The sequence below is a fragment of the Alcanivorax sp. HI0007 genome (genome assembly GCF_001635525.1).
Taxonomy (GTDB): domain Bacteria; phylum Pseudomonadota; class Gammaproteobacteria; order Pseudomonadales; family Alcanivoracaceae; genus Alcanivorax.
In genome coordinates this window covers 28,927-49,043 of the sequence record NZ_LWEJ01000013.1, presented here as the reverse complement: position 1 = coordinate 49,043, position 20,117 = coordinate 28,927, and the positions used below count along the sequence as shown (strand labels likewise).

Genomic DNA, 20,117 nt, shown 5'->3' with positions numbered 1-20,117 from the left:
AGACTGGCCGAGCAGTTCCTCCCACAGGCCCGCCAGTTGCTGTTCCGTCTCCGTTTGCGGCGCACGATATTCCCGGGCCTGCCATTGCGGGGCCGGCAGGGCCTTGCGGTCCAGCTTGCCGTTGGGTGACAGGGGCATCTTTTCGAGCACCATGAACAGGGACGGCACCATGTACTCGGGCAAGGCACCGGCCAGGGCCTGCTGCCAACCCTCCCGGTTATCGGATTCGCCGGCCACATAGGCCACCAGCTGATCCCCCGCCTCGCCGGGATGGGCCACCACCACGGCGTCGTCCACATCCGGCTGCTGCTTGAGCTGTTGCTCGATTTCTGCCAGCTCGATGCGCAGGCCACGAATCTTCACCTGATGATCCAGGCGGCCCAAATATTCGAGAATGCCGTCGGCCCGCTGCACCACCTGATCGCCGGTGCGATACATTCTGCTTCCCGGCTTCCCGAAGGGATTGGGGAGAAATCGTTCCGCCGTCAGGTCCGGGCGGCCGAAGTAGCCCCGGGCCAGGCCCACCCCGGCAAGGTACAGTTCACCGGGAATCCCCCTCGGCACCGGATTGAGATCGGTGTCCAGCACATGCAGCTGGATATTGCTGATCGGCGCACCGATGGGCACGGTGTGACCCGCTTCAGAGCGGCATCGCCAGTAGCTCACATCGATGGCCGCTTCCGTGGGGCCATACAGGTTGTGCAGCTGCACATCATCCCGTGCCGCAAAGACCGTCTTCTGCAGCTCGCTATCCAGCGCCTCGCCGCTGCAGATCAGTCGCTTCAGATGCGGCAGGTCCTGCAGGCCGGTGGCACTCACGAAGGCGTTGAGCATGGAGGGCACAAAGTGCAGCGTGGTGACGCCTTCATCCGCCATCACCTGTTGCAACCACACCGGATCCGCATGGGCCTCCGGCGGGGCTACGGCAAGTCGCGCCCCCACCATCAATGGCCAGAAAAATTCCCACACGGACACATCGAAACTGAACGGCGTCTTCTGTAACACGCAGTCGCGATCATTCAGGGGATATTCGCTCTGCATCCACAGCAAACGATTTTCCAGGGCCGCCTGGGTATTGAGCACGCCCTTGGGTTTGCCAGTGGACCCGGAGGTATAGATCACATAGATCGCCTGGTCCGGGTGCCATTGCACCACCGGGGGTGTGGTCGGCTGGTCGCTCACATCCAGCTCGTCCAGACACCACATGGGCACCGCCTGCGGCCAGCTTGCCAGCAGACTGCTATGGGTCAGCAGCAAGGCCGGCGCAGAAGCATCCAGAATGTAGGCCAGACGATCCTGTGGATAGGACGGGTCCAGCGGCACATAGGCTCCACCGGCACGGGTGATGGCAAGGATGCCGATCACCAGTTCCAGAGAACGGGGCAGCCCGATGGCCACCCGCGCCTCCTCTTTCACGCCGGCGCGGCGCAGACGATTGGCGAGCTGGTTTACCCGGCGATCCAATTGCGCATAGGACAGCTGTTGCTCGCCCATGGTCAGCGCAATGGCATCCGGTGTTTTCTGTGCCTGCAGGCTTAACCGTTTGGGAACCGCAGTAAAATCACCCCAGCGTTTCCGGGTGTAATTGAAGGTCTGCTGCGCGCGGATTTCTTCATCGGTAAGCAGATCGATATCCGCCAGCAATTGCTGTGGATCGTGCAGCAATGCCTCCAATAGAAGACCAAAATGTTCACGCAAACGGGCAATGGTTTCCGGTTTGAACAGGCCGGTGTCGTAGCCGACAAAGCCCTGTAGCTGCTGCTCGTCTTCAAGAATATCCAGGGCCAGTTCAAACTGCGCCCCCGCCGCACCGGGATCAAAGGGCGTCACCAACGCTTCCGGCCACTGCGGAGCAAAGTTCTGGCTGAGTCGCTGGTGGTTGAACACCACCTGGAACAGCGGATGGCGATCCAGATTTCGGTCCACAGCCAGGGCGTCCACCAGACCTTCAAAGGGCAGCGCCTGGCGGCCCTGGGCCTCACCGATAAATTGCTGAATCGCCGCCACCTGTTCGGCAAAGGATTGCGGCTGATCAAAGTCCGCCGGAATCACCAGCGTATTGATAAAGCAGCCCTGCAGGGTTTCGGTTTCCGCCTGCAGTCGACCGGCCACCGGTACACCCACACGCACCTGTGACTGCCCACTGTAACGGTGCAGCAATGTCTGCCAGACACTGAGCAACAAAGTGGATACGGTGGAGCCCAGTTCCCCGGCACGCAGTTTCAACCCGGCCAATTGTTCATCGGTAAACCGAATCGGCTGGCGGGCGCCGTCTGCCCTGTCGCTTCGTGGAAAATCCGTGGGCAGGGCCAGGGGCTCGCCCCCATCACCCAACTGCTCCACCCACCATCGGGTCTGGGCGCGGGCCTCATCGCTGTCCAACCATTGTTGCTGCCAGGCGGCATAATCCGCGTACTGAATTTTTGCGGGCGATGCCGTTAGGGCATCGCCCTGATGGGCTTGCCGATACAGCTCGCTCAGCTCCGCCAGCAGCAACTGCATGGAAACCCCGTCGCCGATGATGTGATGCTGCACCAGCAACAGGTGGTAGCGTTGATCGGCCAGCTTGATGGCCAGCACCCGCAACAGGTTGTCACAGGCCAGATCGAACGGCTGATTCAGCACCTGATGTTGCACTTTTTCTGCAGCGGATTCCGGGGCATTTTCCTGCGACAGATCCTGCCACTGAATCTTGATAACCGCGTCATCAAGGATGCGCTGACGTGGAGCCCCACCCGCATCCACAAAACGGGTGCGTAAACTTTCGTGGTTGGCCACCAGAATATTCAGCGCCTGTTGCAGGGCATCGCGATGCAGTTCACCACGCACCTCCAGGCCCAGCGGCATATGGTACGCCCCGTTACCCGGCTCCAGTTGCTGCACAAACCACAACCGTCGCTGCGCTGCGGAACAGGGAAGATCACCACTGCGCGGCACCGGCCGGATTGCCGGCATGGCAGCAACGGACTGACACAACGCGGCACAGTGCTTCAGAACCGGTTGCTCGAAGATGCGGTTCAGCGGCAGGTCCAATTGATACTGATGGCGCAGACGGTTGACCATCTGTACGGCCAGCAGTGAATGACCCCCGAGGTTGAAGAAATGGTCATCACGGCTGACGGTTTCCACGCCCAGCAATGGCTGCCAGATTTCCGCGAGAATTTTCTCGTTATCGGTTTCCGGTACGTCACCCTCACTGCTGCCCTGCCATTGCGGTTCCGGCAGCGCCTTGCGATCCACCTTGCCCGCCGGGGTCAGCGGCAGTTGCTCCAGCGTCATTAACTGGCTGGGGACCATATAGTCCGGCAGGGATTGGGACAGAGAAGCCAGAATGGTCTCGATCTCGGTTCGCGGCTCGAGCGCAGCTCCTGCCGGATCGCGTAGCACGATATAGCCAACCAACCTGTCACCCGCCGGTGAGGGCTGGGCCACCACCGCTGCCTCGCGAATTTGATCAAACGCCAATAGCCGGCTTTCGATTTCCCCCAGCTCGATGCGGAAGCCACGGATCTTCACCTGCTGATCCACCCGGCCCAGATATTCCATGACGCCGTCGTCGCGGAATTGCACCAGGTCGCCGGTGCGGTACATGCGCTCGCCGGGTTCACCGAACGGATCAGGAAGAAAGCGTTCGGCGGTCAGGTCCGAGCGGCCGTGGTAACCGCGGGCCAGGCCCACTTCGTTACCGATATAGAGTTCACCGGCCACACCAACCGGAACCCGTTTGAGATCCTGGTCCAGCACATAGAGTTTTCGAGGGCCGACGGCGGTACCGATGGGGGCGTAGGCACTGGTCAGCGTATCCCCCGGATAGGCCGCCCACAGCATCGGCGTGACCACGGTTTCCGTGGGGCCATAGCCGTTCAGAATGCGCTGCGGTTTCAGCACCTGTTGGATGCGTTCGAAGGTTTCCCGGGTAAAGGCTTCGCCCCCCAGGGTCCAGGAGCGGACCTTTAGTTCCGGCTGTTCCTGTTCGATCCAATCCAGTAACGGCCCCACATAGCTGGGTGGAAAACAGGCGATGGTGACGTTTTCTTTTTGCAGCACCTCGCAACATTTTTCCGCACTCCATAGTTCCTGGTCACGGATGACCACGCGGGAGCCAAAGGCCAGCGGCACCGTCCAGCGCTCCACAGCCCCATCGAAACTGATGGACGCGAATTGCAGTTCCACATCCTCCGGGGTCATGCCGTAGCGCTCACCGATGGTCTGCACGTGCATGGACAGGCCGCCGTGGGTCAGAGCCACTCCCTTGGGTTTGCCGGTGGAACCGGAGGTGTAGATCACGTAGGCAAGCTGATCCGGATGGGGACCGTTATTCACTCGGCCATAGGCGTACCCATCCAGCAACAACCGGTCCACCGCCACAGGTTGCACGGCCGCAACCGACGGCAGGACATCCATCAGGTTCGACGAGGTCAGCAACAGACTCGCGCCACTGTCTTCCAGCATGTAACGCAAGCGATCCGCAGGGTACCCCGGGTCCAGCGGCAGGAAAGCCCCGCCGGCTTTCATTACCGCCAGGAAGGCTTCGATCATGGTGACGCCGCGCTCGAAGGAAACACCCACCACCTGATCGGCTTTGACACCCTGTTTGATGAGATAACGGGCCAACTGATTGGAGCGGGCTTCCAGCTCGGCAAAGGAGACACGGGTGTCACCATGCACCAGGGCAATGGCATCCCCCCTTGCTGACGCCTGCTGGGCAAACAGGGACACGAAACTGTCGGGGGCCCATTCACCGCAGCCCTCTCCCCAGGTTTGCAGACGAAACAGGTCATCACCGAGGCTATCCAGTTCGGCAAGCGGGCCATCCTGACTTTCTGCCAGTGACAACAGTGTCTGCCTGAATGCGGTCGCCATACGGTCCACCAATGCCACCGGCAAGGCGCCCGTGTCATGGGCAAACAGCATCTCCAGATGTTCACCGGGCAACACCGCCACGGTCAGCGGATAGTGGGTAAACTCATGACTGGTCGGCGTGCCCAGTTGCAGGCCGCTGTGATCGCCACCCAGCAGGGTTTCATCCAGCGGATAGTTTTCGAAGACCAGCAAGGTATCGAACAGGCTTTCCCCACCCCAGCCGGCCTCCTGTTGCACCTCGAACAGCGGCGCATGACCGTATTCGCGCAGGGAAGCATTGTCCGCCTGCAATGCCTCCAGCCACTGATCCACGGGCTGGTCGCCATCCAGCGGTACGGTCATCGGCAGGGTATTGATGAACAGCCCCAGCATGCTGTCGCTGCCGGCCAGTTCCGCCGGGCGACCGGCCACGGTATTACCGAACACTACCCGACGTTGTCCGGTAAATTGTCCCAGCACCCGGGCCCAGGCTCCCTGTACCAGGGTGTTGATGGTCAGCCCCTTGTCGCGAGCCGCCTGACGCAGGGCCCGACTGGTGGCCTCGTCGAAGGTAATGGGATGACGACGGAAGGCACCTTTCTCTTTCGACCCTACCGACTCCACCAGACGAGTGGGCGCCTGCAGGGGGGCGAGATAGTCCTGCCAGAACGCCCGTGTCGCATCCCGGTCCTGCTGCTGCAGCCAACGCAGGTACACGCCATACTCTTTCGGGGCAGCAGGCAGGGAATGGCCGTGATACAGGGCCATCAGCTCGGTGAGCAACACCCCGGTGCTCCAGCCGTCCATAAGAATATGGTGCAGGGTAAAGACACACTGCCAGGTTTCGTCGTCGGTCCGCAGCAAGTCCACCCGCCACAGCGGCGGGTTTTCCAGATCGAACCCCTGCTCCAGCAATTGCTGGCAGTAGCGATCCGCATCACCTTGCGACCGCAGGTCTACCTGCTGCCACGGCAGAACAACCTGATCCCCTGGCCAGATTGCCTGATGGCGCTGTTCCGTCAGGTAATCCGGCAGCAGCGCAGTGCGCAACACCGCATGGCGTTGCAGCAATTGCTGCCAGGCCTGTTTCATCCGCTGCGGCGACAGTCCCGTCAGTGGCAGTATCAACTGGTTCACATAGGTGCTATTGCGGTCACTCAAACGGGAATGGAACAGCAAGCCGGACTGCAAGGGTGACAGGGGCAGAATCTGCTCCGGCCGTGACGGTAACGCATCCAGTTGCGACTGGCTCAGGGATGCCAGCGGCATATCCGCCGGGGTCAGGATCGGCGGCGCCTGCTCGCAATGGCAGGCCAGCCGTTCGCATTGTTCCAGCCATTGGGCGACCAGCACTTCACCCTGCTCCCGGGACACACCCTTGCCATCCACGTCGATACGCAGACGCAGCGCGCCCTCCTGCTGATCCGCGTTGATGGTCAGTGGCGCATCCGCCGGGGCATCCGGCGCCTGCCACAGGCCCATCTCCCTGACGCTGACACCCGGCAGGGAGTCATGGCGAAACTGGCCCAGATAGTTGAACAGCACGTCCAGGTGGTGATCCGCGTCCGCCAGCTTGCCCTGCTGACACAGCAGGCCATAACCCAGGCCGCCATGGGCAGGTTGGCGCAGTTGTTCTTTCTGCCATTTGATGGATGCAGCCAGATCCCCCTGACAATCCAGTCGCTGGGGGTAGAGGCTGGTGAACCAGCCCACCGTGCGGCTCAGATCCAGACCGGCATGACTGTCGGCACGGCCATGGCTTTCCCGATGGATACGTACCGTGTCGCGGCCACAATAATCCGCCAGCGTCCCGGCCAGCGCGATCAACAGAAATTCTTCCAGATTCAGTGACGCATAACGGTCCGCACTTTTTACCCAACGACGCAATGTCTTCGCATGGGTCTGACACTCGAACCGGGCAGGCGCCGAGTCTTGATGCACCGGAAACAGGGGCGCCAGGGTTTGTGTAGCCTGCTGCCAGTACGGCAGTTCTTTCTCGGCCTCGGGAACGAAATGCTGGTTCAGTGCCTGGCGCCAGTCCTGCAGGTTATGGGTCTTGCGCGGCAGACTGGCGTCGCCTCCTTGCTGCAGTTGCTGGTAAGCACTGAACAGATCTTCCAGCAGGATTCGCCAGGACACCCCGTCCACGGCCAGATGGTGAAGGGTCAACAGCAGTTGCGGTGCATCCCCAACAATATAGAGCGACTGCAGCACCTTGCCGTCGGCAGGGCCAAGCCCACCCTGCGCCGCCGCCATGGCATGAGAAATGTCGGACTCACTGCGGGCTTCAACCACCTGCAGCAAGGGGCGCGTGCTTTCTGCCACACACTCCGCCTGTTGCGGATCGGTGGCGGAAAAGCGCAGGCGCAAGGCATCGTGCTGGGCCACCAGCATCTGCAATGCCATCTCCAACCGCTCGGGATCAAACGCGTCCTGGACGGAAAAATGGATGTACTGATTGCAGAGGGACAGGCCTCGCTGTTCGATAAAACGCTGCTGGATGGGCAGCAAACCAACCAGACCCGACAACGGTTCCTGACTGGCCGCATTGCCCGTCACGACCTGGGCGGCCGCTGCCAATGCACGCAGAGTGGGTTGCTCAAACAGGTCTTTGGGTGTCAGCGCCAGCCCCTGTTGGCGGGCCTTGCTGACGATCTGCAACGCCAGAATGGAATCGCCGCCCAGGGCAAAGAAATGATCGTCACGGCTGACGGTTTCCACGCCCAGTAATGGCTGCCAGATATCGGCGAGAATTTTTTCGTTGTCGGTTTGTGGGGGCTCGCCCTGGCTAGTGGTTTGCCATTGCGGTTCCGGCAAGGCTTTGCGGTCAACCTTGCCCGCCGGGGTCAGGGGCAGTTGCTCCAGGGTCAGCAACTGGCTGGGCACCATGTAGTCCGGCAGAGTGCGGGACAGCTCTGTCAGGATCGCATCAGTGTCGATTCGCGGCTCGAGCGCCGCTCCTACAGGGGGGCGTGGGACGATGTAGGCGACCAGGCGATCACCGGTGGGGGATGGTTGGGCTACCACCGCTGCGTCGCGAATTGTGTCGAAGGCCAGCAGGCGGCTTTCGATTTCCCCCAACTCAATGCGGAAGCCGCGAATCTTCACCTGCTGGTCCACCCGACCCAGGTATTCCATGACGCCGTCGTCGCGGAATTGCACCAGGTCCCCGGTGCGATACATGCGCTCTCCCGGTTCACCAAAAGGATCGGGGAGAAAGCGTTCGGCGGTCAGATCCGGGCGGTCATGGTAGCCACGGGCCAGCCCCACTTCATTACCGATATAGAGTTCACCGGCCACACCAACAGGAACACGATTAAGATCCTGATCCAGCACATAGAGTTTTCGAGGGCCGACGGCGGTTCCGATAGGGGCGTAAGCACTGGTGAGCGTATCCCCCGGATAGGCCGCCCACAGCATGGGCGTGACCACGGTTTCCGTAGGCCCATAGCCGTTAAGAATCCGCTGCGGCTTGAGCACCTGCTGCATGCGCTCGAAGGTTTCCCGGGTAAAGGCTTCGCCCCCCAGGGTCCAGGAGCGGACCTTTAGTTCAGGCTTTTCCTGCTCGATCCAATCCAGTAACGGCCCCACATAGCTGGGAGGGAAACAGGCGATGGTGACGTTTTCTTTTTCCAGCACCTCGCAACATTTTTCCGCACTCCATAGTTCCTGATCGCGAATCACCACCCGGGAGCCGAAGGCCAGCGGCACCGTCCAGCGCTCCACGGCGCCGTCGAAACTGATGGAGGCAAACTGCAGTTCCACATCCTCCGGCGTCATGCCGTAGCGCTGCCCGATGGTCTGCACATGCATGGACAGGCCACCATGGGTCAGTGCCACTCCCTTGGGTTTGCCGGTGGAACCGGAGGTGTAGATCACGTAGGCAAGCTGGTCGGGATGCGGTTGGTTGCGGACCGGCCCATAGGCATACCTATCCAGGGACAACTCATCCACTGCCACCGGTGTCACCGCATCGACCCTCGGCAAGACCTCAATCAGGCTCGAGGAAGTCAGCATCCTTTTGGCGCCACTGTCTTCCAGCATGTAACGCAAACGATCCGCAGGGTACCCCGGGTCCAGCGGCAGGAAGGCGCCGCCGGCTTTCATCACCGCCAGGAAGGCTTCGATCATGGTGACGCCGCGCTCGAAGGAAACACCCACCACCTCATCGGCGGCGACGCCCTGTTCGATCAGATAACGGGCTAGCTGGTTGGAGCGGGCTTCCAGCTCGGCAAAGGAAACCCGGGTATCGCCATGCACCAGGGCAATGGCATTTCCCTGCTCGGCGGCCTGCCGGGAAAACAGGGACACCATACTGGTTGCCTGCCATTCACCCTGGCCCTGTTCCCGGGCAGACAGCCATTTCTGATCCCCATCGGAAAGGATCGTCAGTGCGGACAAGGTTCGGGAGGCATCTTCCAGAAACTGTTCCAGCAGGCTCTCGAACCCGGCCTGCAGGCAATCGGCAATACGCTCATCCAGCGCTCCGTCACCATACACCAGGCGCAGACCCAGGCCGCCTTGCTGATCCGGCCATACATCCAGCACCAGATCGAACGGCGTTTCCGTCACCGGCAGATCCTCTACCCGGACGACGAGGTTGCCCAGATTCAGACTCATGCCCGCGCCCTGCTGGCGATAATTGAACGCCACCTGGAATAAAGGATGGCGCCCCTGACTTCGCGACGGACAAAGTCGATCCACCACTTTTTCGAACGGCAGCTCCTTGTGCTGCTTGGCGCCTTCCAGGGATTGGTGAATGCGGGTAATCCATTCACTGACGATGTCACCGGGACGAGGCGTCCCCTGCACCACCAGGTTATTCACAAAAAAACCGATCAACCCATTGTTGGATCCATTGCGGTTCGCGCTGGGCACACCCACCCGCACGTTATCCTGTCCCGTGATGCGGGCAAGCAGGTATTCCAGAACGGCCAGCAACACGGTGAAGCGGCTGACACCCTGCCGGGAGGCCAGCGCTTTCAACGCCTGGTTTTGTTGAACAGAAAGGGAAAAATCACGAAAACAGGCTTTCTGCGCTGCTGCGGTATTTTTCAGCGAAGGCAATGCCAGTGGCTCGCCTTCATGCTGCAAGGTCTCTTGCCAGTATGCGAGTTGCTGCGCTGCCGTCTCACCGGTCAGCCACTGTTGCTGCTCCTCGGCAAAAGCCGGGTACTGTCTTTCCAGCGGAGGAAGCGGCATCTCACGACCATCACGCAGAGAGTTATAGACAAGGAAAAACTCCTGCATAAAGACACCCAGAGACCAGGCATCGCCGGCAATATGATGCAGGGAGACCATCAAGGCGTGGACCGGCTTGCCATTGATATCGCCCAGACTGGCCAGGCGATAGCGCAACAGCCCACCCACCGCCAGATCAAAAGGCATGGCATTCTGTTGGCTAGCCAGTGAATAGGTGGCCGCTACCGGGTCTGGCTGATCACTGACATCATCGATGACCAGCGCCCTGTCCTGGTGGGCGTCAATGGTCTGCCAGGCCTGGCCGTCAAATTCCGCGAACCTGACACGGAGGATATCGTGACGGGCTAAGACCACATTCATGGTGGCCTGAAGCGCCGAAATATCCAGCTCCCCTTCCAGCCAGAAAAGACCTCCCAGATTGTACGCGGTGCTGTCTGGGGATAACCGACTGAACACCCACAAGCGTTGCTGGGAGTAGGAGAGCGGCGCCCAATGCGGCCCGGGACGGGCAGACAGGGAAGCAGACCCGGTCATGTCAGCTCCTTTACAAAATTGCGTGACAGAGAATCAGGCCTGAGCGTCGCGCAGACGCCTGGGGCGCTGGTCGGTCCATACCTGATTGATATGCTCCAGGCAGTGAGCCTTGTTGCCACTGATCCCCACGGGCTGCCAGCCAGCAGGAACGGGACGGTAGGTAGGCCAGATGCTGTACTGTTCCTGGTCGTTAATGACCACGTGAAATTCGGTATCGGAGTTATCAATACTCATGGTTTCCTCGCCTTGTCGGCACGGTCCGTTGCGCCGGGAGTCAGGCCCCGGCTTCACGGAGGGCGTGCACGCTGTGTCTGGCGGACTGACCGTCCAGCTCGATGAGCTGGCCGGCGTCCATTTTCAACAGCCGATCCGCCCGGTCGAAGTAATGATCGTCGTGGGTGATGGCAATAATGGTTTTGCCCTGTGCCTGCAGACGCGGCAATAACGCGTGGTAGAAAAACTGCCGGAACTGCGGGTCCTGATCCGCCGCCCATTCATCCAGTAACAGACAGTCGCGCTGCTCCATGACCGCCATCAGCAACGCCAGCCGCTTGCGCTGCCCCTGGGAGAACCGGATGTCACTGAGCCGCCCATCCGCCTGACGCACCTTGTGCTGCATACCCAGGGTCTTCAGCCAGTCGTCCACCTCGTCGACGCGCACCTCGGCGCCGTCACCCTGCAACAGGCGATTGAACAGGTAGAAGTCAGTAAAGACCGAGGAAAAAAGCTGTCGATAAGCGACCCGGTTGTCTTCGGTAATGGGCTGGCCATCCACGCTCAAGGTACCCTGCAGGGGGCGATAGAGACCGGTCAGCAGCCGCGCAAAGGTGCTCTTGCCACTGCCGTTGCCCCCCTGGACAAAAATCAGCTCACCCCGCTTTACGGTCAGGTCCAGCGGACCGACCTCAAATCCGGCCACGCCATCCTGATCCGGATAACGGTAGCAGGCGCCCTTCAGTGACAACTGCTTGAAACCGGCCAGTGACTCCCCCTTCGGCGCAAAGTCGGTATTCCCTTCTGCCAACTGCAACCCGGCAAGCTTTTTCAGGGACACTCGCGCCGCCAGCAGGGTGGGCAATGCGGCCACAGCGCCAATCAGGGGGGTGCGCAACAGCAGAATGGTGAGCGCAAAAACCGAAGCGGTATTGGCGCTGGCCCAGCCCAGCCCGGACGCCAGATAGAACAGCACGCCGATCAGGGCCAGCATCAGCACATTGGCCATATTGCCGGCCACGCCATTGAAAATATCCGCGCGGGTGACGTGGTCACGGTAGGCACGGGCGTGATCGTCAAACTCTTCCTGGTAGAAACGCGCCGCCCGGGCGCGGTTCAGAGCCAGCTCCTTGCGCCCATCAATCATGGCCTGGTAATCCTGGTACAGGTGATCATCACCCTCCCGTACCTTGCCCACATGAAAGTTGATCCGCCCCACCAGCCAGATGCCCATCCCTGCGGTCGCCACCAGCCATACCACGGTGACTGCAAACAGGGCCGGCGACAGCCAGGCCAGCCAGCTCAGAGCCGCCACACTGAGCGCGGCGCCGTAAACCAGCTCGGGCAGATGCACAAAAGCGATAGTGAGATTACGGGTATCGGTACTGAGTGCCGCCAGCAGAGGCGGCCCCCCCACCTTTTCCAGTTGCTCAATATCCGTGGCCAACACACGGCGCACCAGATCGCGCCGCAGGCCATAGACCATGCGATGCCCCAGCCGGTGGAGAGTGACCTGGGCGCCGGTGGCTGTGGCCAACAACGCCAGCAGCAGCAGGGCAAACTGCACCAACACCATGCCCAGCTCCGCCCCTCCGGCCAGTAATCGCTGACTGATGAATGCCAGCACGGCCACACTCAGCAAGGCACTGAGCACACTGAGCACAACGACAGCCACAAAGGTTGCTTTGCGACCGGAAAACAGCAAACCCGGCAAGGTCATGACAGTGGTCCGCCTCCATGGCTGATACAAAAACGAATCGCAATGATATTGATTCTTATTTATATATCAACCATAAAATGATGACCCTTTGCCCGGATGTGACGGCTATCATGGACATACCGGTACCCACTGCTGACCTGCCTGCTCCCGCAGGGCACAATAGGGTGACCCGTTTGACGAAAACCCGGTGCCCGGACCCTTTTTTCCTGTTCACTTGTCGGCCCTTTCATGCAACAACCCCTTAGCCAGCGCGGCCAGAAGCGTCAGCAAGCCATTCTCGAAGCCGCCACGGAAACGTTCCTGCAGCATGGCTACGAAGGCACGACTCTGAACATGATCATTGCCCGGGCCGGCGGCTCCAGGCGCAGCCTCTATGACTATTTTGGTGACAAACAGGGGCTGTTCGGTGCGGTGATTCGCTATCACACCGACAAGCTGGTTGAGGACGTCCGCGCCATCGATGTCACCGGGATGCCGGCGCGGGAAGGGCTGACCGTGCTTGCCCGCAACTTCGTGTTTGCGTTGCTGGAACCGGTCAACCTGGAGTTGTACCGACTGTTGATCACCCAGGCACCGGCCTTTCCGGAACTGGCTCGCAGCGCGTATCTGGCGGGCCCGGCGTTGTTGCTCAATGAGCTGGAGAAATATCTGGATCACCTGCAACGACAGGGGCAATTACCCGCCTCACTGCCCACCCCGCACACTGCCCGTCAGTTCCTGGGTATGGTGAAAGCCGAGTTCCAGCTGTGCGCGCTTTTATCCCCGGAGCGAATGCCGCCAGACAGTGCGATTGACGCACATATTGGCGATTGCGTGGCGCTCTTGTTAGACAACCGCTAGTCCGACCATTGGCACCTTCCATCTCCCCGGTATACATTGTAGTTAGCTGTCACTCTGCCTTTGGGGGCTAAGATGGCAAGAGAAGACATGTGACGGGACTCACAATATGAACAAGTTTTCACTGGTCCTATTGGCATTTTTCTTGCCAGTAGCCGCCAGCTATGGCGATCCACCTGAACAACAATTCCTGCAACAGGTGTATGCCAATGGCGGCAAGACGCTTTATTGCCAGGAAGCGTTTCAGCCCGGGGATCGGGTCTCTGTTGAACATATCTATGATGAACGCCGACTGGCTCAACACTTTGGCTGCCGCACCAGCCGCCTTTGCCAGAGCAACCAGCAGTTCGCCAATGCAACACGGGATCGCCACAGCCTGTTCCCGGTAACCCGCCGCGCCGAACTGGACCGGCGCCGAACCCTGCTGGGTGATCTGCCTGCCACCACAGCAACCGACTCCCAATGCGGCTATAAACAGGCCTTTCAGGTTTTCGAGCCACCCCGGTCCGCCAAGGGCGATGTGGCCAGGGCCATGCTCTATCTGTACGACCGCTACGACATCCCCTTGCTGGGAACGCTGGAAATGTACCAGCGCTGGAATCGGGATGACCCGGTGGATGACGAGGAACGTCGCCGCAACAACGTGATCGAACAGGTTCAGGGCAACCGCAACCCCTTTATCGATGAACCGAACCGGGCGGAATCACTGGAAGCAAGCTCTCCATTGAATATGCAGTTTCCGTAGAGGCCGTTGAACGTCAACGGTGTAAAGTTGAACCGCGGAAAAACGCACTGGTTTCACTAAACACAAGAGGCCGCGCCCAGGGACTGGGCGCGGCCTCTTGGTTTTCAGTACGGGATAACCTCTCCCGCGTTTTAACGTTGCACTTTCAACTTTTCACTCAGAACCACTCGCCGTCCAGACCCATCATGGTATCCGCGCCACTCTTGATCTGGGCGAACAGGGCATGGGCCTTGGGCAGGATGCGCTGGAAGTAGTACTGGCAGGTAATACGCTTGGCCTTGGCGAAGTCGTCATCCCGACCGTCGGTGGCCGCCAGCATCTGTGCCCACAGCCAGGCGTAGAGCACGTAACCGAACAGGTCCAGATACTCCACGGCGGCAGCGCTGATCGCGTCCGGGTTGTTACCCGCCTGGGACAGCAGCTCGTCGGTGGCCTCCTTGAGCAGGGTCAGTGCCGCCTGCAGCTCGTTGCTGATCGCAGCCAGCTGGCCGTTACCGCTGTTTTCTTCAACCCAGGCCTGGGCATCCGCCAGGAAGGCTTCCACGGATTTGCCGCCATTACGGGCCACTTTCCGGCCCGCCAGGTCCAGCGCCTGGATGCCGTTGGTGCCTTCGTAGATCTGGGAAATACGGCAGTCGCGCACGAACTGCTCCATGCCCCACTCACGGATATAACCGTGGCCACCGAAAACCTGCTGACCGGTGATGGTGGTATCCAGACCGCGATCGGTGAAGAAAGCCTTGGCTACCGGAGTCAGCAGCGCAACCCGGTCTTCCGCCTTTTTCTTGGCGTCCGCATCGTCGCTGAACTTGGCGGTGTCCAACTGCATGCCCACGTAGGCAGCCAGGGCACGGCCACCCTCATTGATGGCACGCATGTTCATCAGCATGCGCCGTACGTCACCGTGAACGATGATCGGGTCCGCCGGGCCGTTGGGATTTTTTGCGCCGGTGGCGCTGCGGCCCTGCAGGCGCTCGCGGGCGTAGTCCACGGCGCTCTGGTAGCTCACTTCACCCAGGCCCAGACCCTGCAGGCCGATGGACAGACGCTCGTAGTTCATCATGGTGAACATGCACGCCAGACCCTGATTGGGCTCGCCAATGATCCAGCCCTTGGCGCTGTCGAAGTTCATGACACAGGTAGCGGAACCCTTGATGCCCATCTTGTGCTCAATGGAGCCACAGGTAGCACCATTACGCTCGCCCGCATTGTTGTCCGCGTCGGGCAGGAACTTGGGCACCAGGAACAGGGAAATGCCCTTGGAACCGGCCGGGGCATCCGGCAGTTTCGCCAGCACCAGGTGAATATGATTGCTGGTCATGTCGTGCTCACCACCGGTGATGAAGATCTTGGTACCGGTGATGTTGAAGGAACCGTCGTCGTTGGGCTCAGCCTTGGTACGCAGGATCCCCAGATCCGTGCCGGAATGAGGCTCGGTGAGGCACATGGTGCCGCTCCACTCACCGCTGTACAGCTTGGGCAGATACTGCTCTTTCAGTTCCTGGCTGGCGTGGGCATCGATGGCCAGGCAGGCACCGCTGGTCAGCGCGGGATACAGGGCGAAAGACGAGCAGGCGCTGTGCATCATTTCCTCGAACAGCACCGCCAAGGATTTGGGCATGCCCTGGCCACCGAATTCCGGATTACCGGAGAACGCACTCCAGCCATTTTCGGCAAAGGTTTTGAACGCGTCCTTGAACCCGTCCGGGGTGGTCACATCCCCGTCATTCCAGGTACAACCCTGCTCATCACCATTACGGTTCAACGGAAACAACAGGCCTTCGGTCATCTTGCCCGCTTCTTCCAGAATGGCGTCGGACAGGTCGCGGGTTACCTCGGCGGTGGCAGGCATGGAAGCCCACAGCTGATCCGCTTTGAACACATCGTTGAGAACAAAACGCATGTCCTCGAGGGGCGCTTTATAGGTCGCCATTTGCACATCTCCTGAAAGTTGGCAGGGCGCAAATTTTAGGCAGCCAGGGCGCCGGGTAACAGGGTTATTTGTGACCCGCCGTTCATGGCCTCACGCTTCAATCACGCAGCGAGTGGAGGGAAGAGGGAGAAGACACGGTTTGCGAGCATCGGACAGCGTTGTTCGGTATCGGCGATACCCCTGGCCTATTCAATCGGCTCCGGCCGGCGCCACATCCACAGCAACACCCCGCAAAGCAGCAGTGGCACGCCGATTTTCACGTAATCAGGCGCCGATGACAGACTGATCAGCGCTATGCTGATGAGCATCATGGTGGACGCTGCACACTTGGCGCGGCGGGGAATGGCACCGTGTTCGCGCCATTGACGGATATGCCCCCCGTGACGGGGATGCTGTACCAGCCAGCGCTCGAGCTGTGGCCAGCCGTGACTCCCGGCCCATGCCGCCAGCAGCAGGAAGACCACGGTGGGCATGCCCGGAACGACCACACCGATCATTCCCAGTAGCACAAACAGCATCGCTAGTGAGCGCCAGCACAGCACTCTGACTGTCCCCATGTCTCCCCTCCTAGAAGGCAATGGACCCGCGAGAGAATAATTACAGCATGCCCGATTTTACGGGGAATAAAAAACCCGCCAGACGGCGGGTTTTGCGGGTCAATCGACCTGGAGGGTCTCGGTTTCCTCGGCCTGCGGGTCACTGTCAGGAGCGGAGATGGCCTGCACCCGTGCCTGCAGTTGGGTCCGGCTCACGGGCTGACCGTTGAGACTCAGGACCCCGTTACCGACATTGATCACACTACGCCAGCGCTCGCCTTGTCGCTCCACAACGCCCTGCTCGGCAAGGGCCACCAGGCGGTCGGCATAGGGCGGCGGCACCATCCCCTGGTGCATGTCCAGGTGCACCTGAATATCCAGCATCTGCTGGAACTGCTCTTCACTCAGGGCCATCAGTTCCAGGGTGGGCAGGTTGCCACCCTCGACTCCCAGGTAACGGGCCTTGCTGTCCAGGGTGAGCTGCCGCTCCCCCTGGTCATCCACCAGCATCTGCAATGCCAGTTCACTATCCCCGGGGCGCAGCAGTTGCTCAGCGGCTACCTGCGTCATCTCCTCCAGCAGACTCTGCATACGCATCATCTGCTGCTCCATGTCAGCCTGCTCTCCGTTTCCGGACAGGGCGCCCATCAGGGCCCGGGTCTGGATTTCATCCATTTCCCGATTGAGGGCATGCACCCTGACCAGGGCCTGCTTGTCCAGGCCGGCATACTCCATGCCCAGATAGGCGCTGTCCATGGGCAGCGGCACCATGGGACCGGCCACCTGGTCCAGCCACAGCCGACTGTCGCCACTCAGGGTGTCACCGTGGTCCTTGGTGGTGCCCTGCAGGGTCAGATCAAACGCCAGCATCGGCTGCTGACCCTGGGACCAGCGCAGCTGCTTGCCGGTAAAATTGATATTTGCCAGCGGCAATTCTCCGCCCAACATGGCAATCACATCCACCGACCCGGTCAGCGAATCCACTGCAAACCCCATTTTCGGTGACGACACATCCAGCCCCTGCAGTGACAGGTAGGCATTGACCGGGTAGTCCCCCGCCGTCGGCCGCAACACGTCCAGCTGCAGCTCTTCAAGGACCACCTTACCCATGGGCGAATCCAGGTTTACCGGCGCCACCGCCACTTTCATGGTCAGGCTGCCGTCAAAGCCATAGCGGCTATAACCCGTCACCGGGGGCTTGCCCTGGAAAATCTCGCTCACCATGGCCGTCATTTCCGCAGGCAACTCGCTCAAATCCAGCACTTCCTCGCTGGCGGCAATGCCCACAAACAGACCGTCATCGGTCCAGGCGAAGGGGCCGTGGTGAATCGTGCTGAGAGAACAGATTTTTCCCGACATGGCACCCAGGTTGGCCGTTGACGCCATCTCACCCTGAATGATCAGGCAAGTCACCGCCCTAGCGCGGAATAGCCCGCGCTCATAACTGAACACATCAACGATGATATCCCGCTGCCCCGGAATCACTTCCAGACCTGCGACCTCCTCGCGAAACAGTGTCTCCGCACGCATGCCCACATAGAACGTGGCCCCCAGCCACGCCACAACCAACACCAGAACCAGTGCAATCAACTTCTTCATGGATATCCCCCATCCCTGTCATATTTTTGTGCCGACACTATAGCGAAAAATGCCCGCTATGGTGTCCGCTCCCCTACCGTCAAAAAAAAACCCGCCGGATGAGGGCGGGTTTTTTTACTGGCATCAACGCCGGATCAGAACGCGAAGTGTTCCGCGTCCAGTTCCATCAGGCAGTCCAGGCCGCCTTCGATGGATCCCTTGTGACCCGCCGCTCTCGGCAGGATGCGCTTGAAGTAGAACTTGGCCGTGCTGATCTTGGCCTTGTAGAAGTCCTCGTCACCGGCACCGGATTCCAGTGCGGCGTGCGCCACGGCTGCCATGCGCGCCCACAGGTACGCCAGGGTCACGTAGCCGGAGTACATCAGGTAGTCCACGGACGCGGCACCAACATAATCCGGGTTCTGCATGGCCTGCATGCCAATGGCCTGGGTCAGCTCGCCCCATTCCTTGTTGTAGCCAGCCAGGGGCTCCAGCAGTTCCTTCAGGTCGGCATTGTCGGCATTGCTCTCGCAGAACTTGTGCACGATCTTGGTGAAGTTACGCAGGGCCTGACCCTGGGTCATCATCACCTTACGGCCCAGCAGATCCAGCGCCTGGATACCGGTGGTGCCTTCGTACAGGGTGGAGATACGGGCATCACGCACGTTTTGCTCCATGCCCCACTCACGGATAAAGCCGTGACCACCGTAGATCTGCACACCGTGGTTGGCCGCTTCCAGACCCGCTTCGGTCACGAACGCCTTGGCGATCGGGGTCAGCAGCGCCATCAGTTCATCCGCTTCCTTACGGGCGGCTTCGTCTTTCTCCAGCTTCACCTTGTCGCCCAGCTGGGCACACAGGTAAACCAGGGCACGACCACCCTCGGCGAACGCCTTGGAGGTGAGCAGCATGCGACGCACGTCCGGGTGAACGATAATCGGATCTGCCGGACCTTCCGGGTTTTTCGGGCCGGACAGGCTGCGCATGGCCAGACGATCCTTGGCGTAGGTCAGACCACCCTGGAAACCCAGCTCGGCGTGAGCCACACCCTGGATAGCGGTACCCAGACGGGCGAAGTTCATGAAGGTGAACATGCAGTTCAGACCCTTGTTCTCCGGGCCGATCAGGTAGCCTTTTGCACCGTCAAAGTTCATCACACAGGTGGCGGAGGCCTTGATGCCCATCTTGTGTTCGATGGAACCACAGGTCACGGTGTTGCGCTCGCCAACGCCACCGTTACCGTCGGTCATGAACTTGGGCACGATGAACAGGGAGATACCCTTGGTGCCCTTGGGCGCGTCAGGCAGACGGGCCAGCACGATATGGACGATGTTCTCGGCCATGTCGTGCTCACCGGCGGAAATAAAAATCTTGGTACCGGTAATATTGAAGGAGCCGTCCGCGTTGGGCTCGGCCTTGGTCTTCAGGATGCCCAGGTCTGAACCACAATGGGGCTCGGTCAGACACATGGTGCCCGTCCACTCACCGCTGGTCAGTTTCGGCAGGTAGGCCTGTTTCTGCTCGTCGGTACCGTGCTCTTCGATGGTCGCTACGGCACCGTGGGACAGACCCGGGTACATGCTCCAGGACCAGTTGGCGGTACCGGTCATTTCGCTGATGGCGATACCGGCGGAACCGGGCAGGCCCTGGCCGCCGAATTCCGGGTCGCCGCCCATGGCCGGCCAGCCGCCTTCCACGTACTTGGCGTAGGCTTCCTTGAAGCCTTTCGGCGTAGTCACCACACCGTTGTCGAAACCACAGCCTTCCTCATCACCGGAACGGTTCAGGGGAGCCAGCTCGTTCTCGGCAAACTTGGCGCCCTCTTCCAGGAAGGCGTTCAGCAGTTCGCTGTTAACCTCTTCCAGACCGAGGCCCTGGTAATGGCCATCAATGTCCAGGACTTCATTCAGCACAAAGCGCATATCGCGCAGGGGAGCCTTGTAATCCGGCATCTCAAATCTCCCTAAAATCATCGGT

The 20,117-nt window shown here is 60.4% G+C and carries 9 protein-coding genes; 2 read left to right on the top strand and 7 right to left on the bottom strand.

Annotated features, from left to right (window positions below; genetic code table 11):
• From A3714_RS01155 to A3714_RS01145, 3 genes are all read right to left on the bottom strand, one after another.
• The coding region (locus A3714_RS01155; RefSeq protein ID WP_063527144.1) for a non-ribosomal peptide synthetase at positions 1–10,578 on the bottom strand (10,578 nt) is incomplete at its 3' end.
• Between the two features lie 33 nt (positions 10,579–10,611).
• The gene (locus tag A3714_RS01150) at positions 10,612–10,812 is read right to left on the bottom strand and encodes an MbtH family protein (protein WP_063509207.1); all 201 of its coding nucleotides are present in this window, start codon (positions 10,810–10,812) and stop codon (positions 10,612–10,614) included.
• A gap of 40 nt (positions 10,813–10,852) precedes the next feature.
• Positions 10,853–12,511: a multidrug ABC transporter permease/ATP-binding protein gene (locus A3714_RS01145; protein ID WP_063509208.1), complete on the bottom strand. Its 1,659-nt coding sequence runs from the start codon at positions 12,509–12,511 to the stop codon at positions 10,853–10,855.
• Between the two features lie 228 nt (positions 12,512–12,739).
• On the opposite strand from A3714_RS01145, the gene A3714_RS01140 reads away from it, so the two are divergent.
• Entirely contained in the window at positions 12,740–13,351 is a 612-nt protein-coding gene (locus tag A3714_RS01140) for a TetR/AcrR family transcriptional regulator (RefSeq protein ID WP_063509209.1), read from the top strand.
• A 106-nt stretch (positions 13,352–13,457) separates the two neighbouring features.
• The gene (locus A3714_RS01135) at positions 13,458–14,093 is read left to right on the top strand and encodes an endonuclease (RefSeq protein ID WP_063509210.1); all 636 of its coding nucleotides are present in this window, start codon (positions 13,458–13,460) and stop codon (positions 14,091–14,093) included.
• 157 nt (positions 14,094–14,250) lie between these two features.
• Here A3714_RS01135 and A3714_RS01130 read toward each other — a convergent pair whose 3' ends face one another.
• The 4 genes from A3714_RS01130 to A3714_RS01115 all read right to left on the bottom strand — a co-directional run bounded on the left by A3714_RS01130 (position 14,251) and on the right by A3714_RS01115 (position 20,092).
• Complete coding sequence (locus A3714_RS01130; protein ID WP_063509211.1) at positions 14,251–16,026, bottom strand: acyl-CoA dehydrogenase C-terminal domain-containing protein; 1,776 nt, start codon at positions 16,024–16,026, stop codon at positions 14,251–14,253.
• A 185-nt stretch (positions 16,027–16,211) separates the two neighbouring features.
• A complete protein-coding gene (locus A3714_RS01125) occupies positions 16,212–16,583 on the bottom strand; it encodes a YbaN family protein (protein WP_063509212.1) in 372 nt (123 codons plus the stop codon).
• A 99-nt stretch (positions 16,584–16,682) separates the two neighbouring features.
• Positions 16,683–18,161 (bottom strand): DUF945 family protein, encoded by a 1,479-nt coding sequence (locus A3714_RS01120; RefSeq protein WP_063509213.1) that lies wholly within the window; start codon positions 18,159–18,161, stop codon positions 16,683–16,685.
• Positions 18,162–18,295: 134 nt separating this feature from the next.
• Positions 18,296–20,092: an acyl-CoA dehydrogenase C-terminal domain-containing protein gene (locus A3714_RS01115; protein WP_062815855.1), complete on the bottom strand. Its 1,797-nt coding sequence runs from the start codon at positions 20,090–20,092 to the stop codon at positions 18,296–18,298.
• Positions 20,093–20,117 lie beyond the last annotated feature (25 nt).

What these genes read in the sequence shown, in the direction of transcription:
- A3714_RS01125 (WP_063509212.1), bottom strand. Translation starts at nt 16,583, where the DNA reads ATGGGGACAGTCAGAGTGCTGTGCTGGCGCTCACTAGCGATGCTGTTT.
- A3714_RS01140 (WP_063509209.1), top strand. Translation starts at nt 12,740, where the DNA reads ATGCAACAACCCCTTAGCCAGCGCGGCCAGAAGCGTCAGCAAGCCATT.
- A3714_RS01135 (WP_063509210.1), top strand. Translation starts at nt 13,458, where the DNA reads ATGAACAAGTTTTCACTGGTCCTATTGGCATTTTTCTTGCCAGTAGCC.
- A3714_RS01115 (WP_062815855.1), bottom strand. Translation starts at nt 20,092, where the DNA reads ATGCCGGATTACAAGGCTCCCCTGCGCGATATGCGCTTTGTGCTGAAT.
- A3714_RS01120 (WP_063509213.1), bottom strand. Translation starts at nt 18,161, where the DNA reads ATGAAGAAGTTGATTGCACTGGTTCTGGTGTTGGTTGTGGCGTGGCTG.
- A3714_RS01145 (WP_063509208.1), bottom strand. Translation starts at nt 12,511, where the DNA reads ATGACCTTGCCGGGTTTGCTGTTTTCCGGTCGCAAAGCAACCTTTGTG.
- A3714_RS01130 (WP_063509211.1), bottom strand. Translation starts at nt 16,026, where the DNA reads ATGGCGACCTATAAAGCGCCCCTCGAGGACATGCGTTTTGTTCTCAAC.
- A3714_RS01150 (WP_063509207.1), bottom strand. Translation starts at nt 10,812, where the DNA reads ATGAGTATTGATAACTCCGATACCGAATTTCACGTGGTCATTAACGAC.